This window comes from Gracilibacillus orientalis, assembly GCF_900114645.1.
GTDB classification, from domain to species: domain Bacteria; phylum Bacillota; class Bacilli; order Bacillales; family Amphibacillaceae; genus Gracilibacillus; species Gracilibacillus orientalis.
Genome location: NZ_FOTR01000006.1, coordinates 228,813 through 253,258, shown reverse-complemented (window position 1 = coordinate 253,258; position 24,446 = coordinate 228,813). Strand labels below are relative to the sequence as shown.

Below are 24,446 nucleotides of genomic sequence, written 5' to 3'. Positions count from 1 at the left end.
ATCTGAGCTTTTTCTTAAGCATATCACTTGTCCTGAGTAAAACCAATTGTTCTGTTGTGTAACCTTTTTCTTTTAAAATACGACTTATCAGATATAGGAGGCATCAAATGAGATTAAAAATATATATCTTAGTGTCGATCATCCTGCTTATCACCACTTTGTTTATTTCAGCTAGTTCTTCTTCCATTGAAAATCCAAATGCACGAGATATCTTACGAAACAATCCTGATGCGGATATTATTCAATTAGATGGTTTGATTTATCAAAATGTAACGAATAGAGAATGGATAGAGACTGATTATCAGATGGGAGAACAGCTTGGTGAAATAAAAAAACGAACAGATCGCAAATGGTTTTATCGTGATTTTTTTGCTACTACATTAGCAAAGGGAACGATCCTTTATACGGAAAAGGATAGCAATTATCAAAAAGGGGATTTTCCATTCACTGTTTTAGTTGAAGAAGATGACGACATCCTCGTTTATCAAGCGCTTGTGGAAGGTTGATAAGATGAAAAAATATCTGTACGTATTTATCGTTGTTTTAATAATTACTATTGGATTTCTTTTAGGAAAGCAATATCAAGAAGATCAAGCTTTTAACGATCAGCTATTACTGCATCAAGCCATTGATATAGAGGATGTTATAGCGATGTATTATGGGCGAAATGATGCAGAATTAACAGCAATCGATACTAATGAAGACATCATTAACGCTTTTAACGGATATCCAGCAAATCAAATAACAGTAAAAAATATCGATCAAGCAGAGACGAAACTGGTTATTGAACTTCAAGAAGATATAGTAATTAAGATTCTTTATGCCGACAAAAAGATTTATGTGAAGCGAAACGATGTTGCTGAAGGAGAGATTTGCTATGAACTAATAGAAGGTAATGAACAACTGGAAGCTTTTTTCTCTAATCAATAAAAATGTCCCTGCATGTAATGGAAAGATGTATTTCGCTTTTTCTGCAGTTAATATGCACAGTTCATCTGGCATTTCGGATAACAAATCTTCAGAAGTAATCCGACTCTTTCACTGCCTTTTCTGATCCCAAGTCAAGAACATCTTTACATCGCAATGCAGGAATCAACATTCTAACGATCAACCATTCCACTAGAGCTTTACTACATAAATTTACAACTCCTATTTATATTTCTCAATCGCGATAATAAAAGGCGGATTATTTATTTGATTAATAAATTGATATTGCAATACTTGATAATCTTTCTGATTCAACTCTTCGCAAAAATTTACTACGTGATTTTTTTCTGAGGTTCCACCTTTATGCCCATGATAAATCACAATCACGATTCGTCCACGTTTTTTTAATAATGCTAGCATAGAACGAATAGCTTCGATTGTTGTATCTGGAGTAGTAATAATTGAATGGTCACCTTTTGGTAAATAACCTAAATTAAAAATTGCTCCCGCTATCGTCTTCTCTTTCACATATGCAGATACATGCTCATGACCGTCATGAATCAGTTCTACATTTTTTATCTGCTTTTCAGCTAACAATGTTTTAGTCTGTTCAATTGCTTGCGCTTGAATATCAAATGCATATATCTTCCCCGTATCTCCAACCAGCTTGCTTAGCAATAATGTATCATTACCATTTCCGCAAGTTGCATCGACTACACTATCGCCTTGATTTACAACCTCATCTAATAATTGATGGGAAAAAGGGATGATTGTTTTCATGTTAAATACTCCTCTTAATTTGTGTCTTGGCGAGATATTGATTGTGCTTAAACGTTCTCCATACTTCTGTATTTTAGCAAACAAATTTTGAAAAGTGTATGATATTCTTCGATTGTCACACACTAAATTTGAGGTGATCGCGATGGCAACAAGAGATTCTGTTGAAAATTTATTTATTGAAGGACAGCATATTATTCAACAAGCAGAAGAGCAATTAGACATGTCTAATCGAAATCAGTTTTTGTTAAATGAAGATTATACAAATGCTCATTTAGAGTTAGAAACCTTATCTCAAAACATTGACAAGCTAATGAATAGTGCCAACGCTCAACAACGTGAGCAGCTTCACCGCTTTCAATTAGTGGTAAATGAAAAGTTAAATGATATGATATTGGATGAAATTGATGTTACAAGGTATGAATAATAAAACATTCAGCATGATGGAGAAAATGAATATTCTTGTTTGAGGTACAACCATTTATGGATTTGTGCCTCTTTTTTATAGACTCAATCATTCTTATATCACTACAAGTATATTAAATGAATTATACTGAGTTAAGGTTTAACAGTATAAACACATCAATTATGGAACCATTATTGAACAAAAAGAAGTAGAACACATCAGGGAAAAAAACACGATTCAAGATTGGCTAGAGGGAATATATTAATTTATGTATTCAGGCCGCCTGACTTATGCTATAATCTATTTTTATGTCATTTTATGTATAATATAGTAGTATTTCGGAGGTTTTTGTATGAAGTTTCTTGCAAGTTTGATTTTATTGTTTGGATTCGGGTCTCTAGGGGTTCGCTTATGGATTTTTTCAATGTCGACAATGAGTCAACAATTTTATGGTATATATATTCCACTTGTGACGATAGGATTCATCATTATTTCTATTCTATTAATTTATGAAAAGTGGAAAATACGAGCAGTCAAAATAGGTAGTATCGCTTTTTTAGTGATAGCTAGTATTACCGTCGGCAGTTATGAGGGATATCAATATTATCTAAGAAGCCTTGAAATTGTAAGTACGCAAGATGTGGATCTTACAGCTTATCAACCATTTACTGAGGATACACAAGCAGTGGCTTTGGATGAAGACTCAACTTTACGAATAGAGGAGAATCTGCCTCGTTTAGATGGTGCAACAGCACTTTATCCTGTTTATTCTTCTTTTGCTCAAGCGGTCTACCCGGAAAAAGAGTATCATATAAGCAATAGTGAAGTTATTTCCAGTCAAACTTCCGGTGCTTTTAACAATCTGATATACGGATCAGCGGATATAGCGTTTCTCGCTGAGCCATCTGAAGAGCAGTATGAAAAAGCAGAAAAGCGGAATGTCGAGTTATTTCTCACACCGATTGGAAGGGAAGCATTTGTCTTTTTTGTTCATCATAGTAATCCAGTTGAATCGCTAACAGTGGAAGAAATTCAGGCAATCTATTCCGGTGAGATTACGAATTGGAAAGAGGTAGGAGGAAAAGATAAGGAAATAGTGGCCTTTCAGCGTCCAGAGGGAAGTGGCAGTCAGTCTGCTTTAATTCGCTTTATGGATGGAAAATCACTTATGGATCCGCCAGCTGATGAAATTGTTACTGGCATGGCCGGAATTATTCGGGAAACGTCGAACTATCGGAATCAGCGCAATGCAATAGGTTATTCGTTCCGCTATTTTTCACAAGAAATGGTGGAAAATGGTGAAATTAAACATGTTGCGGTTGATGATGTGGCACCGACCAAAGAAAACATACAAAATAATTCGTATCCTGTGGTTGCAGAATTTTATGCGATAACTGCTGGTAGTGATAATCCGAATGTGCCATTATTTGTGGAATGGATGCAATCACAGCAAGGGCAATCTCTTGTGGATCAGACTGGGTATGTGTCATTACCATAATTAAGTAGGGGTGGATCTGACATTATTGTTGATGTAGTGGAGCTTCTGTTAATTATTCCAGTATGGCTAGTGATTATTATGGGAGCGATATACTTTTATCGAAAAAAAGAAGAAAAGATTGCCGTTTGGAAAGTTGCGATCCTTATTTTTGTTGGAATGTTTACATTTGGATCCAGCAACATTTTCTGAAGGATTGTAAACAGCTACCAGAAAAGAGCTGGATCTTGGGCAATGGCGAGATGGAAATTTCAAGTGGAGCAAGAACAGGCAGAAAAATTTCCTTATTTGTTAGACGGAATTCAATCCAAGTGGGGAAGTGGCTACAATCCAATTGTATATTTAGACCGAGACGGTTATAATTTGATCATTTCTACTTCAGAGTAGCAATACTATTTTGAGACGGAAAAGCGATTATGGGAGTGACAGTTAATGAAACGTAAAAAAATCACGATCTTAATCAGTGTCTTAATCTTCCTTATCGTGGCTGTTTGGATTGGTTATCGTTATCTTTCAGAACCTGCTTCCTTTTTATCAAAGAAAGTCATTTCGATTAACGAAAGATGAATTGGATTAAATGAAACTTTTCCTCTTTTGAATCGTATATAATAGTAACAAACATGAGGGGGAGTAATAATGATAGGTGTCTTAATTGCAACTGTAATTGCAATGATTTTATATGTAGTGGGTGTAATCATTACCGTAAGTATTTCATCGTTAAATGCTTCACGGATTATGAAACATGGTTTAATTATTTTAGTAATTGGTTATTTGATAACGGGTTTTATTTTCTATTTTGTAATGCCGGCAGTTACTGTACCGAACATGTTAATTGCTAATATAATCGTAGCAGCAGTGTTATTGCCATTATTATTATATGTAATTCAACCTGGGGAAAAGGTTGAAACAAAAGTGTTGAAACCCATTACCTTCTTTTTTGGTCTTGGTTTAATTGGTATGATTGTTGTTATTATATTAGGATTTACGACTCTGGATGATGCACATCAAAGTATTTCCGTTCAAGAAGAAGAAGAAGCTAATCCATTAACGAAAGAGGAAACACCGATCACGGTCGCACCAGAATTTGCGCGAAATAAAATTCAGAAAGCGATGAGTGTAGTACCAAATACTCAATTTTATGATTTAGGGAAGCTTCAAGTACAAAAAGTAAATGAAGAGATTGTTTTTGTAGCACCTGTCGAATTTGCAGGTTTTTGGAAATTTGTTAGAGGAAAAGAAACGGCGGGTTATTTTACGATTTCAGCAACTAACGTAAATGCCCAACCAGAATTTCATGAAGATGAGATGAGGTATACAAACTCTAGTTATTTTAATAAATACGTACAGCGTGTTATTTATAATAAATATCCTCATTACATTCAAAGTGGTGAAGCGCAGATTGAAGTAGATGAAGAAGGTAAGTCTTGGTATGTTCAAACAGTTTACCGCCCGATGCATGTAACGAACAAACCGAATTTAGAAGATTTAAAAGTAGTAGTTATAGACCCAGATTCTGGTGATATGCAAATGTTTGTCGCCAATGAGGCACCAGAATTTATCGATGGTTCCATTAGCTCTGAGATAGCAACATTAGAAAATAATTATTTTGGTAAATATATTCATGGTTGGTTGAATAGTGTGTTTGGTAAAAGAGATGTTAAAATTCCTAATGAATCCGGTTCGGAATCTGGAGTGACACCGATTTTTGATGAGAATGGCGAAATGTTCTATTTTACCGATATGACATCACCGAAGGAAAATATTGATTCTGCTTTAGGCTATACATTAGTAAATGCCCGAAGTGGGGAGGTTACCTATTATAATGGAGAAAAGAATAACGGGATTATGGATAGCGAAGGTGCTAAGCAAATAGTTAATAAGCAATTCCCAGAGAAAAAATGGGAAGGATATATGCCTGTGCTATATAATGTTGATGGAAGCCCGACTTGGGTGGTCAACGTTTTAGACCCCAATGGCTTGCACAAGCAGTACGCCTATATAAAGGCAAATGATTCTGACTTTGCCGTCTTTGGAGATACTGCCAATGAAACATTAGATGCGTATCGAATGGCATTGTTACAAGATCCGGGCAATGCAGGAGCAACAGATGATGCTAACACAGACCAGGTAACTGGAGAAGTGGATCGAGTATTAGTTACCTCATCAGATCAAGGTCAAGTAGTGCAATTCTTATTAACAAATGACGCGACGATTTATACAGTAAACGCCAGCAAATCACCATTAGCTATTTTCTTAGAAAAAGGTGACAGCATTAACGCAGAAGTACAACTATTAGATAATGGAACAGCCACTGTCGAGGAACTCACAATCGAAGGATTAACACAGTAATCGCAGACCATTGAGTAATTAAGAAAAGATCAATTCATTTAAATAAAGATGAATTGATCTTTTTTATAATCAAAGAAATAATATCCCAATTCGAACTATAAAAGCACTTGTCCCAATAATACAGTTGGTACAAAATGTGCAATAGTAAAAATTCTCTTTGGTGTATAGTTTTCTTCCATTATAAAGTAAGAAACGGAGATGTCTAGCTTAATAGTATTGGATTTTATCGGTGCTTGCAACAGTATGAATGCAGGGTTAACCAAAATAATTACTATTATATAACAAACCCAGATATTTATTCAGAATGAGGAAATATGTGTTTTAAAAAAATTGATATAACTGACAAATCTAGTGAGAAAGGCTAAAGATTTGTCACAAAAACAGATATAACGGACAAATCTCAAGAGAAAGGCTGAAGATTTGTCACAAAAATTAATATAACCTACAAATCTAATCGTATCGAGTGGAGATTTGTCACAAAAATCATGATAAAAATCAAATCCGTTGAATCGAGAATGAGAAAACACCAGAAATGGTTAGATCAAGTGATGATCGAAACGAACTGAATTTAGATACTCGTATGTTTGCAGTATACAAGGTGAGCTCTCAGGTAAGCAATGGTGTTGGCTTGTAAAATCCCAATTTCTTTATTATTAAGGGAGAGGGCGTAGAAACGGAGATGTCTAGCTCCTAGCGCCAAAAACTAGGCGACTACACGAATCACCCTACAATAAAGAAGACTTGCTGACTGGTGAAACCAGAGACACAAGTGCAACATTTACTCAAGCAAAAATAGCTTTCGTATGTTTTCTATCGGCTTCAGCTTACTCAAAAAGCATAGTATGTTGCCGTAACGTATCTCTAGCACTCATTACTAAGAAGACGGAAGGAAGCAAATCAAAGCGAAGGTTACTGTGCAACGTTTAGTAGCTTATGAGTGTGTTTAGCATTTTGAGACATTTATAAAACGTTTCCTTCTTTTTTTAATCTTCTATAAATCTCCCAGCTAGCCAATCCGCATAGCATGGCAGCCATCGCGATAAAGAAATATCCGGCCTGCATCCCGATCTTGTTACTTTCTGCAAAGGTAGCACCGAAAGATAGATTGGTTACCCATTCAATAATGTAACCAATCATTAAATTGGTCACTACACCGCCAATTCCGATTAGAACTACCGTAAATGTAATGGCAGTATCTGTTCCTTTCGTATATTTTTTTGCCAGTAATGCCATCATCGTTGGGTAAATCGGTCCAATTCCAAAACCTGCAATCGCAAAAAGAATAGCGAGACTATCTCCAGTAAAAATAGGAATTAAACTGAACACACCGGCAAATAAAGAAAAAACAATAATCGATATGGCATAACCAAATTTATCAGTTACAGGACCTAGTAAAAGCCTGGCTAGCATAAAGGAAAAGAAGAAAATAGATAGCATTCCAGAAGCTTCTCCAATCGTCCATTCACTCACCTTGACTAAATAGTTAACAAGCCAGGCAGCGATCCCTAATTCAGCTGTAACGCCCATTGCTAATGCAAATACAATCAGCCAGGCGATAGGATCTTTAGTTAATTTCTTGATGGAGGTTCGGTCTTCCTCATCATTACCTTCCTCTTTCGGAAAACGACTTACTACAACTGGAATAATTGGTAATAACGACAGTGAAAGCATGATTAAGTACATGCCTCGCCACCCTAAAACAGAAGCATTGATTTCCCAGCCCATTATTTGCGCAGCGACTAGTGGTGCGACCGTTGATCCAAGCCCGTAAAAAAAATGAGATAAATTGAGCATTGTTCCTGTATTTTTGGTAAATAGTCGAGCAGCGATGATTGCAAGACTTATTTCCAGCATGCCATTTCCGATATATAGCAAGAAATAAGCACCAACCAGAGAGGTGAAATTAGTAGAAAAATAGATAAATACACCTGAAATGGCCATTAATACAAAGGTTAGTATACTCGTTGTTTTAGCCCCAATTTTTGAAATAAGCCAAGATGTATATGTACAAGCAAGTAAAAAACCAAAAGCATTGATCGCTAATAAAGCACCCAGTGTGCCATCAGTTAATGATAATTCCTGTTGCATATCAGGAATTGCCGGGCCTTTTATATTCTCTGATACACCAAAAATTAAAAAACCACCAAAAATAACAAATAATAATAAATAATAATTTGTTTTCTTATTTAACGACATATGTATAGTTCCCCTCAAGTAAGCGTTAAATTTAATCATACAATAAAAAAATAGATTTGTAATCCATAGTGAATCGTAATAGTAGCTTCATATACCTACATCTTTTATACTTGTAAGAAAGCGATTACAAATATAGAGGTGAATGAAATGAAGGCGAATGCTGAGACAATATCATTAAAGCATGTGACAATTACAGACGATTTTTGGAAAGGTAAAATTGAGTTAGCAAAAGATGTTATTATTCCATACCAATGGGATGCCTTAAATGATAATATTCCAGGTGCAGCACCAAGTCATGCGATTGAAAACTTCCGAATTGCAGCAGGACTGACCGACGATGAATGTAAAGGGATGGTTTTTCAAGACAGTGATTTAGCAAAGTGGTTGGAAGCAGCCAGTTATAGTTTAATATATAACTATGATCCGGAATTGGAGAAAACGGTGGATGGAGTAATTGATTTAATTGGTAAAGCCCAACAAAAAGATGGTTACCTTAATACATACTTCACTGTTAAAGAACCGGAAAAACGGTGGCAAGATGTATGTCATGGTCATGAATTATACTGTGCAGGGCATATGATCGAAGCGGCAGTTGCTTTTTATGAAGCGACAAAGAAAGATTCTTTATTAAAGATTGTAATAAAATATGTAGATTATATCATGACAGTGATAGGTTCTGATGAAGGAAAATTGAAAACATATCCTGGTCATCCGGAGTTAGAATTGGCCTTGGTTAAATTGTACGAAGTGACAGGAGAAGAAAAATATTTTGATTTGATGGTCTATTTTATTGAAGAAAGAGGAAAGCAACCTAGTGTTTTTTTGAAAGAGTCTTCACTGGGTTTAGCTAATAATGATAAGTGGTTTAACCTGGATTATCACCAGGCACATGTTTCATTAGATGAGCAGGATACAGCGGAGGGACATGCTGTACGCGCAGTTTATTTATATGCCGGGATGGCAGATCTTGTTAAGTATACTAATTCGGAAAAATGGAAAACACGTCTGGAAATCCTATGGGAAAATGTTGTGGAAAATAGAATGTATATAACTGGAGGTATCGGTTCACAAGGGCATGGGGAACGCTTTACATTAGATTATGACTTGCCAAATAATGTAGCATATGCTGAAACTTGTGCTTCGATCGGTTTGGTGTTTTGGGCGCAAAGAATGTTACAGATTGAACCAAAACAAACCTATGGAGATGTGATGGAAAAAGCATTGTATAATGGTGTACTAAGCGGAATGTCACTAGATGGTAAAAAATATTTCTATGTTAATCCATTAGAGATGGTTCCCGAAGTAGCAGATTATCGTCATGATCATCAGCATGTCGATTCAGAAAGAGTAGGGTGGTTCGGGTGTGCTTGTTGTCCGCCTAATATTGCAAGGTTATTAACTTCGCTTGGAACATACATTTATACGCAAAATGAGGATACAATTTACACACATCTTTATGTTGGTAATCAAACAAGCTTTCATATAAAGGATCAGCAAGTCATACTTACTCAAAAAACCAACTATCCATGGTCAGGTAAGGTTAGTATGTCCATGCAATTAGAAAGAAGTGACACATTTACTTTAGCATTCCGACAACCAGTATGGTCTAAAAATATTAAAGTAATGCTTAATGGTACAAAGGTTGCTACAGATACCGTGAAAAATGGTTATGTTTATTTATCACAGCAATGGCATCATCAGGATGAAGTGACGATTGAATTTGATATGACTATTCATATGGTTCGTTCTAATCCAAAAGTAAGAGAAAATGCTGGAAAAATTGCACTTCAAAGAGGTCCTGTTGTCTATTGTTTAGAAGAAGTGGATAATGGTAAGGATCTGCATGCGGTTAAAATCAATCCAGATTCGCAGATGACTGTAATGAATAGTCCATCTGATTTAGGGAGTATTCCAGCTATTCAGGGAACCGGTGTAAAAGAGTCGACATCACCGTCTGAGCTATATATGTTTGATCAAAAGCCTGATGAAGACAAGATAGAATGGCAAGCAATCCCGTATTGCTATTGGGGAAATCGTGGAAAAGGAGAAATGATGGTCTGGCTTAGAGAAATTGACAGGAATTAAAAGAGCATATCAAATTAATGGTGTACTTATGTATTATTTAGAGAAAATGAGGATTTACATATACTTAATGTTATATTAAAATATCCTTTCCCATTTCCCTATTGAAATTATGTTATGATAATCCTATAATCATTGCGTTTGTTTTGGTATGAGAACCAGGAGGAAGATTATGATCGACTTTACTAAAAGACAAAAAGAAATTAAGAATATTTTAACAAAGCATGAACCGATTACTGCAGAACAAATTGCAGAAATGCTAGGTGTAAGTAAAGGAACACTTCGTTCAGATTTAGCTGTGCTAGTGATGACAGGACATATTGAAGCCAAACCGAAAGTAGGCTACTTTTTATCCAAGGATATAAATCAGACCAATCAACATGATATTTGGAAACAAACGCTTGTCAAAGATATTCAAGGAGTTGCTGTTACTGTAAAACGTACAACAACAGTGAATGATGCTGTTATATCACTATTTTTAGAGGATGTTGGAACACTGATCGTTGTCGATGATAATAATCAATTAGAGGGGATCGTATCTCGTAAAGATTTACTTAAAGTCACCTTAGGGAATCCTCAAGCAGCATCGATGCCAGTACAATTAGTAATGACAAGGCAACCAAAGGTTTACACTATTGAAGCGGAGCAAACTGTTTTCGAGGCAGCGAAAATGATGGTGTATTACGAAGTGGATAGTTTACCTGTAGTGAAACACATCGATGATAGCCGAAGTTTTAAAGTGATTGGTCGAATCACCAAAACAAATATTGTGAAAGCATTAATTGATATGGGATCTACAAGCACAGCTTAAAGGGGAGTCTTAAGATGCAAGATAATCAGTCATTTATTTATGTATGTTCTGATGCAGTTGGAGAAACAGCAGAAGCGGTCGTTAGGGCAACAGTTAGACAATTCACCACTAGTAATGTGCGAGTAAAAAGATATAGTCATATCCAAACAGAAGAGGAAATTGAAGCAATTGTTCAGGAAGTAAGAGCAAATCAAAGTTTTATTGCATACACACTCGTGCAACCTGAGTTGAGAGCAAAAATGCAACAGGATGCCATTCGCTATGATATACGAGCGGTTGATGTAATGGGCCCTATGATGCAAGCTTATATTGACACATTCAATGGTAATCCGAAACCAGAGCCTGGTCAACGTCAAGTGTTAGATGAAGAGTATTTTAAAAGGATAGAAGCAGTAGAATTTGCGGTCAAATATGATGATGGAAAAGATGTAAAAGGATTATTACTAGCTGATGTAGTTTTAATTGGAGTTTCCAGAACGTCAAAAACACCATTAAGTATCTTTTTGGCACATAAAGGAATTAAAACTGCGAACCTGCCTATTTTACCAGATATGGAAGCACCAGAAGAGTTAATGCAATCAGCTGACCGCATGATTGTCGGATTGACCATTGATCCAAGTCATTTATTAAAAATCAGAACGGAAAGATTAAAAACGTTAGGATTACCTGCACAGTCAAAATATGCTTCCATGGATCAAATTAAGCGAGAGTTAAAAACTGCTAACGAGTTAATGAAAAAGCTAGATTGTTCAGTCATTAATGTTTCTGATAAATCAATTGAAGAAACTGCAGGCGTCATTATGAAAATGCGTACAGAACGTTAGAAGATAAAATTTCACACAAAAACAGAACTGTGAAGTAACTTTTGTTTTTTAATTCTCCCATTTTGTTGGAGATGAGTGCTAGTCCAACGCTGTGGAAAAACACTAAGGGCACAAGCGCAAAACATCTACTCAAGCAAAAATCGCTTTCGTAGCGTATCCATGTACATATCTTTAATCAGAATGGAAGGAAACTTAACTACAGACATTTTCTCTAGTTAGCAGCATTTAAGAGTATATGGAATCTAGCTGAGGGAGTTTGTATCTTTTGCGAATAATGACCAGGCGGGTTATGCCTGGTTTTTTTGCGTGAAAGTCATAAGAATGCATGCTCATTTTTCGATTATTCAAATGGTTCATGATAATATAATATTAGATCAGTAATTCAAAGGAGGCCACTATGCGAAAAAAAGTGTTAGTAACTGAACCAATTCCTGAAACAGTAAAAAACTATCTGCAAGAACACGTAGAATTAACAACATGGGATAGTCCAGAACAAATGCCAAAAGGGCAACTTTTAAACACAATAGGAAGTTTCCATGGACTGATTACAGCTAAAGACAGCATTGATGATGAATTACTTCAACAAGCAGATCAACTGGAAATAGTGAGTAATATTTCGGTTGGGTATGATAACTTTGATGTTGACGCATTAAAGCGTTCTCAAGTGATTGCAACACATACACCATACGTATTAGATGAAACTGTGGCAGATCTCATATTTGGTCTGATACTCAGTAGTGCCAGAAGAATTACCGAGTTAGATCAATATGTCAAACAAGGTAAATGGGAAAAAGCTGTCGATGCCCAGTTATTTGGTCATAATGTACATCATAAAAAACTCGGGATCATTGGAATGGGCAGAATCGGTGAGAAAGTGGCTAGAAGAGCGAAGTTAGGCTTTGAAATGGATGTTACTTATTATAATCGTTCACGTAAAGATAAGGTGGAAAAAGAATTTGGGGTTACATATCAGGATTTTAATACTTTGCTACAAGAATCTGATTTTATTTTACTGATGACTCCATTGACGAAAGAAACATTACATTTAATTGATACAGATGCCTTTGAAAAAATGAAAAATTCTTGTTTTTTTATCAATGCATCAAGAGGTAAAGTAGTTGATGAAGCAGCGATGATTAAAGCGTTACAGGCTAAGGAAATTGCTGGTGCAGGACTAGATGTATTTGAAGAGGAGCCTGTAGATCCAGATAATCCGTTACTGAAAATGAATAATGTTGTTACCTTGCCACATATAGGGTCTGCAACCGCAGAGACACGAGAAGAAATGAAATATTTCGCGGCAAAAAATATGTTACAAGGTTTAGATGGAGAACAACCTCAAGCCGTAATCAAAGAATTACAGTAGAGATATGGAGGAATTAATATGGCTAATGTACAACTCGGTAAAACAGATTTAAACGTCAATCCAATCGGTTTAGGTACAAATGCAGTCGGGGGACATAATTTGTATCCTGATTTAAATGAAGAAACGGGGAAACATTTAATTCGTACAGCAATTGATGAAGGAATTAACTTTTTAGATACGGCTTATATTTATGGGCCTGGAAGATCAGAAGAATTGATTGGCCAGGTGCTAAAAGAAACCGGTAAAAGAGATGAAATGATCGTTGCAACAAAAGGCTGTCATCGTCCAGAAGGGGATGACATGGTTACAGACAATTCTCCAGCTTTTCTGAAACAAACAGTAGAAGAGAGTTTAAATCGATTACAAACGGATTATATTGATCTGTTTTATATTCATTTTCCTGATAAAGAGACACCTAAAGATGAAGCAGTTGGCGCGTTACATCAATTAAAAGAACAGGGAAAAATTAGATCGATAGGTGTATCGAATTTTTCTCTTGAACAATTCAAAGAAGCTAATAAAGATGGTTATGTAGACGTTTTTCAAGGAGAATATAACTTAATCAATCGTGAGGCAGAAAAGGAACTTTTTCCTTACTTAAAGGAACAGGGGATTTCGTTTGTTCCTTATTTTCCTCTGGCTGCTGGTCTGTTAGCAGGAAAATATAAAAAAGGAGATCATTTTAAGGATCTGCGAAAGAATATGGATCATTTTAAAGGTGAACGGTTTGAAAGAGAGCTAGATCGAGTGGAAAAACTAAAACAAATGGCTGCGGATAAAGGAGTAGAAACTGCTCATTTAGTGCTTGCCTGGTACTTAAAACATCCATTAATTGATGCAATCATTCCAGGTGCTAAACGACCAAATCAAGTTATAGACAATTTGAAAACGTTAGATGTTACGTTAAAAGATGAAGAATACAACAAAATAGATCAAATTTATCGTTAAGTTAAATAAAACATCTAAAACCCGTTTCACATATTAGTGAAACGGGTTTTTAAAACTATTTAAGGAGATCGTCTTTACTAGCTTATTGATTTGCACGGTTGGCTTGTTCTATAACTCGGTTTGTTTCCTCTGCTGCTTGATCTAATGCTTCTTGTGGATCTGTACCTTGTAAAACATTTTCCATAGCGGTTACGACTTGTTGTCTAGCTTCCGGAAAAACCGAAATTAAAGCACCTTGTGTCGCAGCTGATGGCTTTGTTTCTTGTAATTGATCAACGGTAACTTTTAGTTGAGGGAATTCTTCCCATCTTTCTTGCACAATGTCTTCTTCATAGGCAGCTGGATTAATAGCGAAGTACCCTGTGTCAATATGCCATTTTGCTTGACTTTCCGGTGTTTGTAAGAATTTCATGAACTCCCATGCTGCTTGTTGTTTTTCTTGATCAATTCCGTTAGACATCCAAAGAGAAGCACCACCGATAATAACACCATTACGCTCAGCTTCTTCTGAATAAGGAATATAAGAAACACCAACTTCAAATGGTGCATTTTCAATTGTACTAGCAACACCTGCTGAAGAGTCTAAGTACATAGCAGTATCTTCAGTTTGGAATGCAGCACGGATATCATCCCAATTAGATCCGAAGTTACCATATGTACCAGCTTTATTCATGTCATCAATTAGCTCAAATACACGTAATCCTTCTTCACCGTTGAATACAGCTTCTGTTGCTTCTTCTGTGCGACCGTTATCATTGTTTACAAATAATCCGCCCTGTGTAGCAATCAATTCCTCAATAAACCAGCCATAATTTAAAATGGAGAAACCATATTTTTCTGTGTTATCACCGTCTTTAACCGTTAATTTTTCTGCTGCTTCTTTGATTTCTTCAAAGGTTTGAGGAGGATTTTCTGGATCTAAACCAGCTTCTTCGAATGCATCTTTATTATATAGCATAACAGGAGTAGATGAGTTAAACGGCATAGAATATAATTGCTCATCGACAGTGTAATAATTCAAGATATTTTCTTCTAATTGACTAATGTCATATCCTTCTTCATCAATAAAAGACTGTACCGGTTCAATAAAACCACTATCAATCATATATTTGGTCCCGACTTCAAATGTCTGGATGATAGCGGGCGCATCCTCAGTTCCGCCAACACTGCGGAATTTCGTTAATGCTTCTTCATAAGAACCTTGAAATTCTGGAATGATTGTATATTTGTCTTGAGATTCGTTAAAGTTATCGGCAATTGCTTCAATCGACTCTTGGCCTCCACCAGACATTGCATGCCAAAAAACAGCTTCCACCTTCTCATCGGTTGCTTCTTCTTCTTCATTATTGTCATCACTTTCGCTGCTTTCTTCTGTTTGTTGCTCTTCTCCAGCAGTATCTTCGTTAGGTTCTTCTCCTTCAGCATCACTAGAACAGGCAGTAATGAATACTAGTAAACTTACAGTTAAAAACAATAGTAATAGCTTTTTCATTTGTAAAATTCCCCCTTATTATTTAAGTGCACCTTGGGCAAGGCCTTTTTGCAATTGCTTTTGTCCTAAAAACAACAGGATTAAAGTCGGAATGATGACGATAATTACGCCTGCCATAACCACCCCCCAATCTGTTGCCATTTCCTGTGTTTGTAATTGTTTTAAACCGATTTGAACGGTTCTTGCATCATCATTGTTAGTCACAAGTAGTGGCCATAAATACATATTCCAAGTTGTCAGGAAACCATAGGCTCCTAATGTTACAAATGAAGTACGGCAGTAGGGAATGACAACTTTCCAGAAGAATCTAAAAGATCGTAACCCAGCGATATCACTAGCTTCTTTTAGTTCTTTAGGTATGGTAAGAAAATGTTGGCGTAATAGAAATGTTCCGAATGCAATGGCGAAAAATGGTATAGTTAAACTTTGATAATTATTAATCCAGTCTAGTTGTTGAATCGTCAGGAAGTTAGGAATCATGGTAGCTTCCCACGGAATCATCATCGTCGAGATAAAGATAAAAAAGATAATATTTCTCCCTTTAAAAGGAATGAAAACAAAAGCATAAGCAGCTAAGGCACTTACAAGTAATTGTCCTAACATCACGACAGTTGATACAAACAAGCTATTCCATAAATAGTGTGCTAATGGTAACCGCTCAAATGCTTTTTGATAATTATCAAGATGAAAGGTTTTCGGAATGAAATTGCCTTGTAAAAGTTCCGCTCCACTCATAAAACTGATAAAGAAAGCATATACTACCGGAAAAAAGACGATCACTGCAGTCAAAATTAACAGCATATATGTAATGACCGGTCGAAAAATTTTCATTGATAGTGCACCTTCCTTTCCCCAAACTTAAATTGTAAAATCGTTACAATTAAAATGCAAAGAAACAGGAAGATTGACTGTGCGCTTGCAGTTCCAAACTGATAATTGACAAAGGCTTCACGATAGATAGAATAAACAATCAGATTTGTAGATTCAGATGGACCACCTTGTGTTAATATATCGACTTGTCCAAATGTCTGAAACGCGTTAATCAGAGTAACAGTAGTAACAAAAAATAAAGTAGGGGATAACATGGGTATCGTTATCCTTCTAAGTTGGTAAAAATAACTTGCACCTGAAATTTTGGCACTTTCATAAAGATGCTCATCAATATTTTGCAAACCACCTAATAAAATCAGAAAAGAAAATCCAATATTCATCCAAATCGTTGTAACAGCAACTGAAACTAATGCCCAGTCTGGGTGTAGTAACCAATCTATTGAAGTCCCACCAATGGATGTAATTAATTGGTTTAAAATCCCCATGCTTGGATGGAATATAAATAACCAAACTACAGCAGAAGCTGCGACGGAAACCCCCATTGTAGATGAATAAATGGTTCGAAAAAAGCCAGCACCTTTTACTTTTTCATTTGCTAATAAAGCTAGGAACAAAGAAATAACAATACCAGTCGGTACGGTGTAGAGTACGAACAAAATAGTTGCTTTTATACTTTTATGGAAACTTTCTGCCTGTAGAATATATTGATAATTTTCAAAACCAACAAAAACATTGGCTATCCCTTGCTGATCTGTTAAAAAGAAACTTAAATATAATGTTTTGCCAAGTGGATAAAATAAAAAGACACTAAAAAGAATAATGGAAGGTAATAAATATAAAATTGCTGATCTCCAATACATGAACTTCCACTTTGTAACTATTCTAGTACTTGATTTTCCTTGTATCTCCGTTGCACTTTTCATACAATTCCCTCTTGAACATGCTGATGCTGAATGTTTCTTGGACCTTGAAGTAATTTTTCAGTGTGCCCATCATAGATACAAAGTGAATCTGAATCAAGTGTCAATCTCAATGTCTGACCAACTCGAATATCCCATTGTCCATACCACTTAGCGTACCAAACCGAATTATCGTTCCATTTGAATTTCAACAATGTTTCCGTTCCCAAAATCTCTACATGATCGAGAGTTACTTCAAAAGACAAGTCCAGACTGGAAGGCTCCTCATAGAGTTTTATGTTCTCAGGCCGAATACCGACAAGTACCTGATCACTATTTAAGTTATTTGCAACTAATCGATTAATAGGTAACGAAATTTGCTCGCTAATTGTTATTTCAGCGGAGCTTTTATCTACCAGCCCAGTCGTTAAATTCATCGGAGGTGAACCAATAAATTTTGCCACAAAAGAATTTACTGGCGTATTGTAAACATCGATTGGTTTTCCTACCTGTTGAATCATTCCTTCATTTAACACCATTATTCGATCTCCCATTGTCATTGCTTCCACTTGATCATGTGTTACATAAATCAATGTGAGGCCAAGTTTTCTCTGCAATTCACGGATTTCTGAACGCATATGAGCTCTTAATTTAGCATCTAAATTGGATAAAGGCTCATCCATTAAACAAATGGGGGAGTTGGTAATAATAGCTCTTGCTAAGGCAACACGTTGTCTTTGGCCACCTGATAAATGACGTGGCTTTCTTTTTAAATAATCTGTTAATCCCAGCATTTCAGCAATTTCATAACACTTTTGTTTCTTCTCTTTTTTAAGTATTTTTTTAACATCTAGCCCAAATGTTATATTATCTTCTACAGTCATGTGTGGATAGAGTGCATAGTTTTGAAAAACCATAGATAGTTCGCGTTTACTGGGCGGGAGATGATCTGCTATTTTGCCATCAATCAATATCGAGCCTGAAGTTATGTCTTCTAATCCCGCAATCATTCGTAAGAGTGTACTTTTTCCACATCCTGAAGGTCCAACAAGCACGAAGAATTCTCCTGGTTCAATTGTTACACTGACATTTTTGACAACAAGGTGTTCCTTGTCATAGCTTTTATCGACTTGTTTTAGTTCGACAGAATACATAATAAATTCTCCTTTAATAGATTAGCTTCTACTTACTGCCGATTATAGAGAATTTTTATGAAGGGAGTATTAAAATAGTGTTAAAAAATATATACAAAAATTAACAAATTTTTTCATAAATTAATAAAAATCGAGAAAAAATACTTCCATAATAAACAGAATATTGTATGATAGTATTGGTGAAGAAAACTACAAGATGTAAATATGGTTTATTGTTGTAATGAGGTGTAAATGTGGACATAATAAGAGAAGTAATGGCTTTGCCTGTAGATAATTTTTTAGGAATGCTGATATATGCTGTAATTTTTATATTTGTGGCAGGGCTTGTGTTTAGTTTGGCATTGAAATTTATTCCTAATCGTTTACCGTATGCCGTCAAAAGTTTAATCGTTTTTATAGCTATTATTATTAGTTTAATTGTCTGGTGGCAAATGATTGTGGAACCTGGCTTGAGGTTATGAAAAAAGCCAGCTTATCTTGAAGCTGGCTCACGTTCATATACATAAGTGTATAAAACTCTTCGAATAGAATAGATACTCCCTCGGTCGCATTAAGAAAATTTATTTTAATCTAAAAAGACACAACATTTTCTGTTTTTGGATCTTTTGGATTTTCAGCAGATACTGTTTCTCTGTTTGGTTCTTCAAGAAAGAACATACAAAAGAAACAAACAACAGCTGAAAGACCGATCATAATAAAGAATAGGGTAGGGCTAACCATTGTAAAAATAGTAAGAAAAATAACAGAACCGATATTTCCATATGCACCAACCATACCAGATATTTGACCAGTTACCGGTTTTTTGATCATTGGTACCATCGCATAAACTGCACCTTCACCTGCTTGAACAAAGAAAGAACAACACATGGTGACAATTACGGCGAACCAGATTGGCCAGCTGGAACCAATGAACGCCATACCGATGTAGCCAACTGCTAATCCAGCAGTAAAAATCATAAGTGTTTTTTTGCGGCCAAATTTATCACTGAGCCATCCACCACTAGGTCGAGACATTAAATTCATAAATGCGAAACTACTGGCAATAACTCCTGCTTGTGCTACGCTTAGTGAAAAGGTTTCTTCAAAAAACTGAGGCAACATCGATACAACAGCTAATTCTGATCCGAAAGTGCAAAAGTAAGCAAAATTTAGAATAGCTACTTGCTTGAATGCATATTTTTCTTTGTTAGGGACACCTTCACGTAGATGGTCTTTATTCACACTCCAAATTTTGCTCAGGTTATATAGTAATAATCCAATTAGTGAAATCAAAATTAATATGAATACAAAAGAACTAATAAAATTTAAATTCCATAATCGGAAGCTCTGAAAGATAAGTATACCAAAGACGGGGATACTCATTAGCATTAATCCTATTAAATCACGATAACTGGTTACTTCCAATGCACCACTTTTCTTTGGTTTTTTATAGATGATTCCTTCTGGTGTGTCCTTGACCATTCGCAGGAAAAGAATACCATAGATCAAACTGATGATTCCTGTTAAGCCAACAGCATAGCGCCAGCCATCTTCTCCACCAAAAAGAATGGCTAACGCTGGTAGTGTCATAGAAGCCGCAGCAGAACCAAAATTACCCCAACCACCATAAATACCTTCAGCAAAACCAACATTTTTTTCGGTGAACCATTCTGACACTAATCGAATGCCGATTACAAACCCAGCGCCTATAAGGGCTAAAAAGATACGGGATATCATCAATTGGGTAAACGAATTTGATAAAGCAAACGTAAAACAAGGAATACTTAATATAATTAATAAGCTGGAATACACTCTTCTCGGCCCAAATCTATCTACAAGCATTCCAATTAATACCCGGGCAGGAATGGTTAGGGTAACGTTTGCAACTGCCAATAATGCTACTTCGTCATTTGATAAACCAAATTGACGTTTTAATGTTGTCATAAATGGTGCCATATTAAACCATACAACAAAGGTGATAAAAAAAGCTAATGTTGTAAATCCTAATGTTTTGATATTTCCTTGATAACCTGTTTTCATTCGATTAACCTCCTGTATGATGTTATGGTTTTATTATAGAAGATTAGTGGTGATAAACAATTACTTGGTAAAGTTTTTTAACAATAAAAATCCAAAAAAACGTCATTCCTTGTTAGATTATATAACAAAGAATGACGAAGTTTCTTTAAATTGCTTTTTCTTTCCAGTTAGTTTCATTCAACTTTTGCTTCGACTGATTGACATTAAGTTGAGTGGTTGCAAGGAAACACAATAACAATATGATAGATATAGCAACAAAAAAGATAACAGGGAAAAATAGATTTAACACAGCAAGAAAACAAAGCGAGCCGATATTGCCATAAGCACCCACCATTCCAGCTATTTGTCCAGTTCGATTCTTTTTTACCAGTGATACCATTGAAAAAATTGCACCTGAAGCTGCTTGACTTAGTAATGAACAGCATATCGTCAGGACTAGGGCAAGATAAATGGGCCAGCTGCTATTAACAAAAGTCATCATAATATATAAAAGAGAAAGGCTTGCTAAAAGCAACATTGTTATTTTCTTTCTGCCAAAACGATCACTGAGCCAGCCGCCAGCTGGACGAGCAATTAAGTTAGTAAAGGCAAAACTGCTGGCGATAGCAGCTGCAAAAACTGCATTTATAGTAAATGTATTCTGAAAGAACATCGGTAACATCGAAATAATCGCAAGTTCAGATCCAAAAGTTGCAAAGTATCCAAAGCTTAAAATAGCTACATTTTTCATCGAGAACTTTTCATTATCTGGTACTTTCTGCTGTAAATAGCTTCGATTAGCCTTCCATCTTTTTATCATATTGAAAGCATAGAACAAAATGATGGCAGTATAGAGAACTAGAGCTATTTGATCAGACAATACACCCGTTTCTTGTAAGGTCCATACTAGTATCGCCATTCCTCCATAAATAGGAATCGTAAGCAGCAGTAGTATAATGAAATCATTTTGACTTGTTGCTTTTATAGGATTGGCTGTTTTGGTATAGTGAAAAGTTTTCCAGTTGGGCGTATTTTTCGCTTTAAAAAAGAAAATCACACCATATAATAAGGCTAAAATACCAGTTAAACACATAGCATAACGCCAGCCGTTTTCACCCCCGAATAAGACAGCCAGTGTAGGCAATGTCAAGGCAGCAAAAGCAGAGCCGAAATTCCCCCATCCAGCATAAATACCTTGTGCAAGACCTGCTTGTTTTGTCGGGAACCATTCTGTTACCATTCTAATCCCAATTACAAAACTGGCACCAATTGTACCTAATATCAGTCTTGAGATGAGAAGTTGCATATAAGTAGTTCCAAGTGCAAATACAAAACAAGGAATACTCATTGTGATAAGTAAAATGGAAAATACATTTCTTGGACCATAGCGGTCGACTAAACGACCGACAACAATTCGTCCAGGTATGCTTAAGGCCAGGTTGACAATCATTAATGCACCAATTTCATCACTTGATAGTGCTAATTGCCCCTGAATGGTTGATTGAAAGGGGGCCATGTTGAACCAGACCATGACACTGATAAAAAATCCAAGTGTTGCGATTGTTAACATTTGTTTTTGTCCATTATAGTCATGTTTACTTGTAGTCATTGTTAAACTCCTTGTAAATGTAATTTCTTTAGTTACGTATCTTTTCACACATACAATATTACGTTTTAACCGCTGTTCCGACAGGAGTGTCGCATTTTTCCGCAGCTTAGAATACTATCCTCGTTAGATTAATGAACCGGGCTAAGTCGAACGACGCTCATCTTAAAACCGGGCATTCTACAATACGGATCTAATTGATCTGATACAAGTCGATTGACATTCTGTTTTTCAGTCCAATGAAAGGGTACAAAAACAGTGTCTTTTCGAATCGAGGTTGATAATTTGCATCTAACGATAATCCATCCTTTTTCAGAGGTGACACGAACAAGTGAGTCAGTTTCAATCCCGTATTTTTCAGCTGTTTGTGGGTGAATTTCTAAAAATGCTTCAAAATCTCTAGCTGCTAATGAAGGACTTTTTCTTGTTTGTTCACCGGTTAAATAGTGACTCATTACCCGTCCTGTTGTTAAATATAATGGATATTCCTTGGTAATAGTAGGTTTGTTATCAATACTTTGATAGGAGATGACAGCCATTTTAGCTTTCCCATTCGCATGGGCGAAAGAATCTTCAAACATTCTGTCAGTTCCTGCATGATCTTCTGATGGACATGGCCAAAGAATTCCTTGTTCTTGACGTAACCGCTCATAAGTAATACCAGAATAATCAGCCTTGCCACCTTTACTGGCAATACGAAGTTCTTCAAAAATTCCTTCTGCATTATCGAAGTCAAAATATTTTCCTTTACCTAGCTTTTGTGCGATATCACAGAGAATCTCCCAGTCCTGCTTTGCTTCTCCTTGGATTGGGTAACTAGCTTCTCTTAGCATCACTCGTCCTTCGACATTTGTTAATGTACCTTCATCTTCTAAATAAGAAGTAGCAGGTAAAACTAAATCTGCCAGTTTCGCAGTTTCGGATAAAAATAGATCAGAAACGACAAGGAATTTTAACTTTTGCAATGCTTTTTTGATAAGGTTGGCATTAGGATTGGAAACTATCGGATTCGAACACATGACAAACATACTGGTGATATCTCCATCGATTATTTTTTCAAACATTTCATAAGCAGAAACACCTTTTCTTGGCAGGTTTTGCTCTTCAATTCCCCATACATCTGCAATATATTGGCGATCTTCGGGATTTTCGATTAAACGATAACCAGGAAGCTGGTCGGCTTTTTGACCATGTTCTCTTGCTCCTTGACCATTTCCTTGACCGGTGATCGCTCCATAGCCTGAATTCGGTTTGCCAATCTTACCCGTAGCTAGTAATAGGTTTAAAAAGCTGCGGACAGTTTCAGTTCCGTTGATTTGTTGTTCAACACCACGAGCAGTAAAAATCATACCTGAGGGTTCACGTCCAAACACAAGTGCAATTTGATATAAATCATCCAGAGAAACACCTGCTGTTTTGGCAACATCATCTAATTTTATCGTTTGGATGTATTCTTTTACTTCCTTAAAATCTTCTGTTCGTTGCTCGATAAAATCATGGTCAATCAAGTCCAGGTCAATTAATATTTTTAAAACACCATTAGCGATTGCTACATCTGTACCAGGAATATTTTTAATATGAAGATCTGCTAATTTTGTAGTGCCGGTTTCTCGGGGGTCCATTGCAATAATATAGGCACCATTTTCTTTTGCTTTTTCAAAATAAGGCATTATGGTTGGTTGACAGTCTGCAATATTAGTACCTGCTAAAATAATACATCTAGTATTTGGTATCTCTTGAAGTGTGTTGGTAAAGCCTCTGTCCAGTCCAAAAGTCATGTTTGCACCTGTAGCTGCAGAAGCCATACAAAGCCTGCCGTTATAATCAATATGTTTGGTTTCAAGGGCGACACGTGCAAATTTCCCTAGTAAGTATGCTTCTTCATTCGTAACAGAAGCACTTCCATAAACGGATAGTGCATCTTTTCCATCTTCTTTTTGAATCTGCTCAAATTGTTCCTGGATCATTTGATATGCTTCATCCCATGTGATTGGTTCAAATTCTCCGTTGATTTTGCGCATAGGTTGTTTAAGGCGATCATGATGAAGTGCATGTTGATGAGCATTCATTCCCTTTACACATAGTCTGCCTTGTGAGGTAGGATTATCTTTACCAATCGTTTTTTGTTTCTTTCTCGATACGACCCGTTGTTCAATCAGTTGCATCTTACATTGCATGCTGCAATATGGACACTGTGTATCATATATTTGTTCAGATTGTACTTTCTGTTGCTTATCTCGGAAATATTTGAGCATTAATTCGGTCATAATATAACTTCTTCCTTT

General features: G+C 36.0%; 22 protein-coding genes. 13 read left to right on the top strand and 9 right to left on the bottom strand.

Features of this window, described 5'->3' with window-relative positions; all coding sequences use genetic code 11:
* Positions 1–107 precede the first annotated feature (107 nt).
* Together BM121_RS12980 and BM121_RS12975 are read left to right on the top strand one after the other, a co-directional pair.
* Positions 108–506, top strand: coding sequence for a hypothetical protein (locus tag BM121_RS12980; RefSeq protein WP_091484074.1), 399 nt, complete (start codon positions 108–110; stop codon positions 504–506).
* Between the two features lie 4 nt (positions 507–510).
* On the top strand, positions 511–930 hold the full coding sequence (locus tag BM121_RS12975; RefSeq protein ID WP_091484073.1) for a hypothetical protein: 420 nt from the start codon (positions 511–513) through the stop codon (positions 928–930).
* A gap of 219 nt (positions 931–1,149) precedes the next feature.
* Here the strand turns inward: BM121_RS12975 and mnmM are convergent, their stop codons facing one another.
* Positions 1,150–1,830 carry a tRNA 5-(aminomethyl)-2-thiouridylate-methyltransferase MnmM gene (gene mnmM / locus BM121_RS12970; RefSeq protein ID WP_342714477.1) on the bottom strand — a complete coding sequence of 227 codons (681 nt, stop codon included), beginning with the start codon at positions 1,828–1,830 and terminating at the stop codon, positions 1,150–1,152.
* A 19-nt stretch (positions 1,831–1,849) separates the two neighbouring features.
* Between mnmM and BM121_RS12965 the strand changes: the two genes are divergently transcribed.
* The 5 genes from BM121_RS12965 (at position 1,850) to BM121_RS12955 (ending at position 5,954) form a co-directional block, all read left to right on the top strand.
* A complete protein-coding gene (locus BM121_RS12965) occupies positions 1,850–2,131 on the top strand; it encodes a DUF2524 family protein (RefSeq protein ID WP_091484071.1) in 282 nt (93 codons plus the stop codon).
* A 331-nt stretch (positions 2,132–2,462) separates the two neighbouring features.
* On the top strand, positions 2,463–3,608 hold the full coding sequence (locus BM121_RS12960; RefSeq protein ID WP_091484070.1) for a PstS family phosphate ABC transporter substrate-binding protein: 1,146 nt from the start codon (positions 2,463–2,465) through the stop codon (positions 3,606–3,608).
* A 231-nt stretch (positions 3,609–3,839) separates the two neighbouring features.
* Entirely contained in the window at positions 3,840–3,992 is a 153-nt protein-coding gene (locus tag BM121_RS22100; protein ID WP_175495426.1) for a hypothetical protein, read from the top strand.
* 45 nt (positions 3,993–4,037) lie between these two features.
* Positions 4,038–4,172, top strand: coding sequence for a hypothetical protein (locus BM121_RS22545; protein WP_281244819.1), 135 nt, complete (start codon positions 4,038–4,040; stop codon positions 4,170–4,172).
* Between the two features lie 69 nt (positions 4,173–4,241).
* Positions 4,242–5,954, top strand: coding sequence for a DNA-binding protein (locus tag BM121_RS12955; RefSeq protein ID WP_091484069.1), 1,713 nt, complete (start codon positions 4,242–4,244; stop codon positions 5,952–5,954).
* A 960-nt stretch (positions 5,955–6,914) separates the two neighbouring features.
* Here BM121_RS12955 and BM121_RS12950 read toward each other — a convergent pair.
* Positions 6,915–8,150, bottom strand: coding sequence for an MFS transporter (locus BM121_RS12950; RefSeq protein WP_091484068.1), 1,236 nt, complete (start codon positions 8,148–8,150; stop codon positions 6,915–6,917).
* 147 nt (positions 8,151–8,297) lie between these two features.
* Here BM121_RS12950 and BM121_RS12945 point away from each other — a divergent pair, with 147 nt between their 5' ends.
* From BM121_RS12945 to BM121_RS12925, 5 genes are all read left to right on the top strand, one after another.
* Positions 8,298–10,235 (top strand): glycoside hydrolase family 127 protein, encoded by a 1,938-nt coding sequence (locus tag BM121_RS12945; protein WP_091484067.1) that lies wholly within the window; start codon positions 8,298–8,300, stop codon positions 10,233–10,235.
* A gap of 169 nt (positions 10,236–10,404) precedes the next feature.
* Positions 10,405–11,043 carry a helix-turn-helix transcriptional regulator gene (locus BM121_RS12940; RefSeq protein ID WP_091484066.1) on the top strand — a complete coding sequence of 213 codons (639 nt, stop codon included), beginning with the start codon at positions 10,405–10,407 and terminating at the stop codon, positions 11,041–11,043.
* 14 nt (positions 11,044–11,057) lie between these two features.
* Positions 11,058–11,867 carry a pyruvate, water dikinase regulatory protein gene (locus tag BM121_RS12935; protein ID WP_091484065.1) on the top strand — a complete coding sequence of 270 codons (810 nt, stop codon included), beginning with the start codon at positions 11,058–11,060 and terminating at the stop codon, positions 11,865–11,867.
* Positions 11,868–12,264: 397 nt separating this feature from the next.
* Positions 12,265–13,233: a 2-hydroxyacid dehydrogenase gene (locus BM121_RS12930; protein WP_091484064.1), complete on the top strand. Its 969-nt coding sequence runs from the start codon at positions 12,265–12,267 to the stop codon at positions 13,231–13,233.
* An 18-nt stretch (positions 13,234–13,251) separates the two neighbouring features.
* Positions 13,252–14,181, top strand: a complete 930-nt coding sequence (locus BM121_RS12925; RefSeq protein ID WP_091484063.1) for an aldo/keto reductase — start codon at positions 13,252–13,254, stop codon at positions 14,179–14,181.
* 82 nt (positions 14,182–14,263) lie between these two features.
* Here the strand turns inward: BM121_RS12925 and BM121_RS12920 are convergent, their stop codons facing one another.
* The 4 genes from BM121_RS12920 to BM121_RS12905 are packed head-to-tail and all read right to left on the bottom strand — an operon-like array spanning position 14,264 to position 18,557.
* On the bottom strand, positions 14,264–15,673 hold the full coding sequence (locus BM121_RS12920; RefSeq protein ID WP_091484062.1) for an ABC transporter substrate-binding protein: 1,410 nt from the start codon (positions 15,671–15,673) through the stop codon (positions 14,264–14,266).
* Between the two features lie 18 nt (positions 15,674–15,691).
* Positions 15,692–16,504, bottom strand: coding sequence for a carbohydrate ABC transporter permease (locus tag BM121_RS12915; protein ID WP_091484061.1), 813 nt, complete (start codon positions 16,502–16,504; stop codon positions 15,692–15,694).
* Positions 16,501–17,364, bottom strand: coding sequence for a carbohydrate ABC transporter permease (locus BM121_RS12910; protein ID WP_245780806.1), 864 nt, complete (start codon positions 17,362–17,364; stop codon positions 16,501–16,503). The genes BM121_RS12915 and BM121_RS12910 overlap by 4 nt, the downstream gene beginning before the upstream one ends.
* Positions 17,365–17,423: 59 nt before the next feature.
* Entirely contained in the window at positions 17,424–18,557 is a 1,134-nt protein-coding gene (locus tag BM121_RS12905; RefSeq protein ID WP_091484059.1) for an ABC transporter ATP-binding protein, read from the bottom strand.
* 233 nt (positions 18,558–18,790) lie between these two features.
* Between BM121_RS12905 and BM121_RS12900 the strand changes: the two genes are divergently transcribed.
* Entirely contained in the window at positions 18,791–19,018 is a 228-nt protein-coding gene (locus BM121_RS12900; RefSeq protein ID WP_091484058.1) for a hypothetical protein, read from the top strand.
* A 109-nt stretch (positions 19,019–19,127) separates the two neighbouring features.
* Here the strand turns inward: BM121_RS12900 and BM121_RS12895 are convergent, their stop codons facing one another.
* The 3 genes from BM121_RS12895 to nasC form a co-directional block, all read right to left on the bottom strand.
* Positions 19,128–20,576, bottom strand: coding sequence for a NarK family nitrate/nitrite MFS transporter (locus BM121_RS12895; RefSeq protein ID WP_091484057.1), 1,449 nt, complete (start codon positions 20,574–20,576; stop codon positions 19,128–19,130).
* A 145-nt stretch (positions 20,577–20,721) separates the two neighbouring features.
* Entirely contained in the window at positions 20,722–22,164 is a 1,443-nt protein-coding gene (locus tag BM121_RS12890; RefSeq protein WP_091484056.1) for an MFS transporter, read from the bottom strand.
* A 128-nt stretch (positions 22,165–22,292) separates the two neighbouring features.
* Complete coding sequence (gene nasC, locus BM121_RS12885) at positions 22,293–24,428, bottom strand: assimilatory nitrate reductase catalytic subunit NasC (protein ID WP_091484055.1); 2,136 nt, start codon at positions 24,426–24,428, stop codon at positions 22,293–22,295.
* Positions 24,429–24,446: the final 18 nt, after the last annotated feature.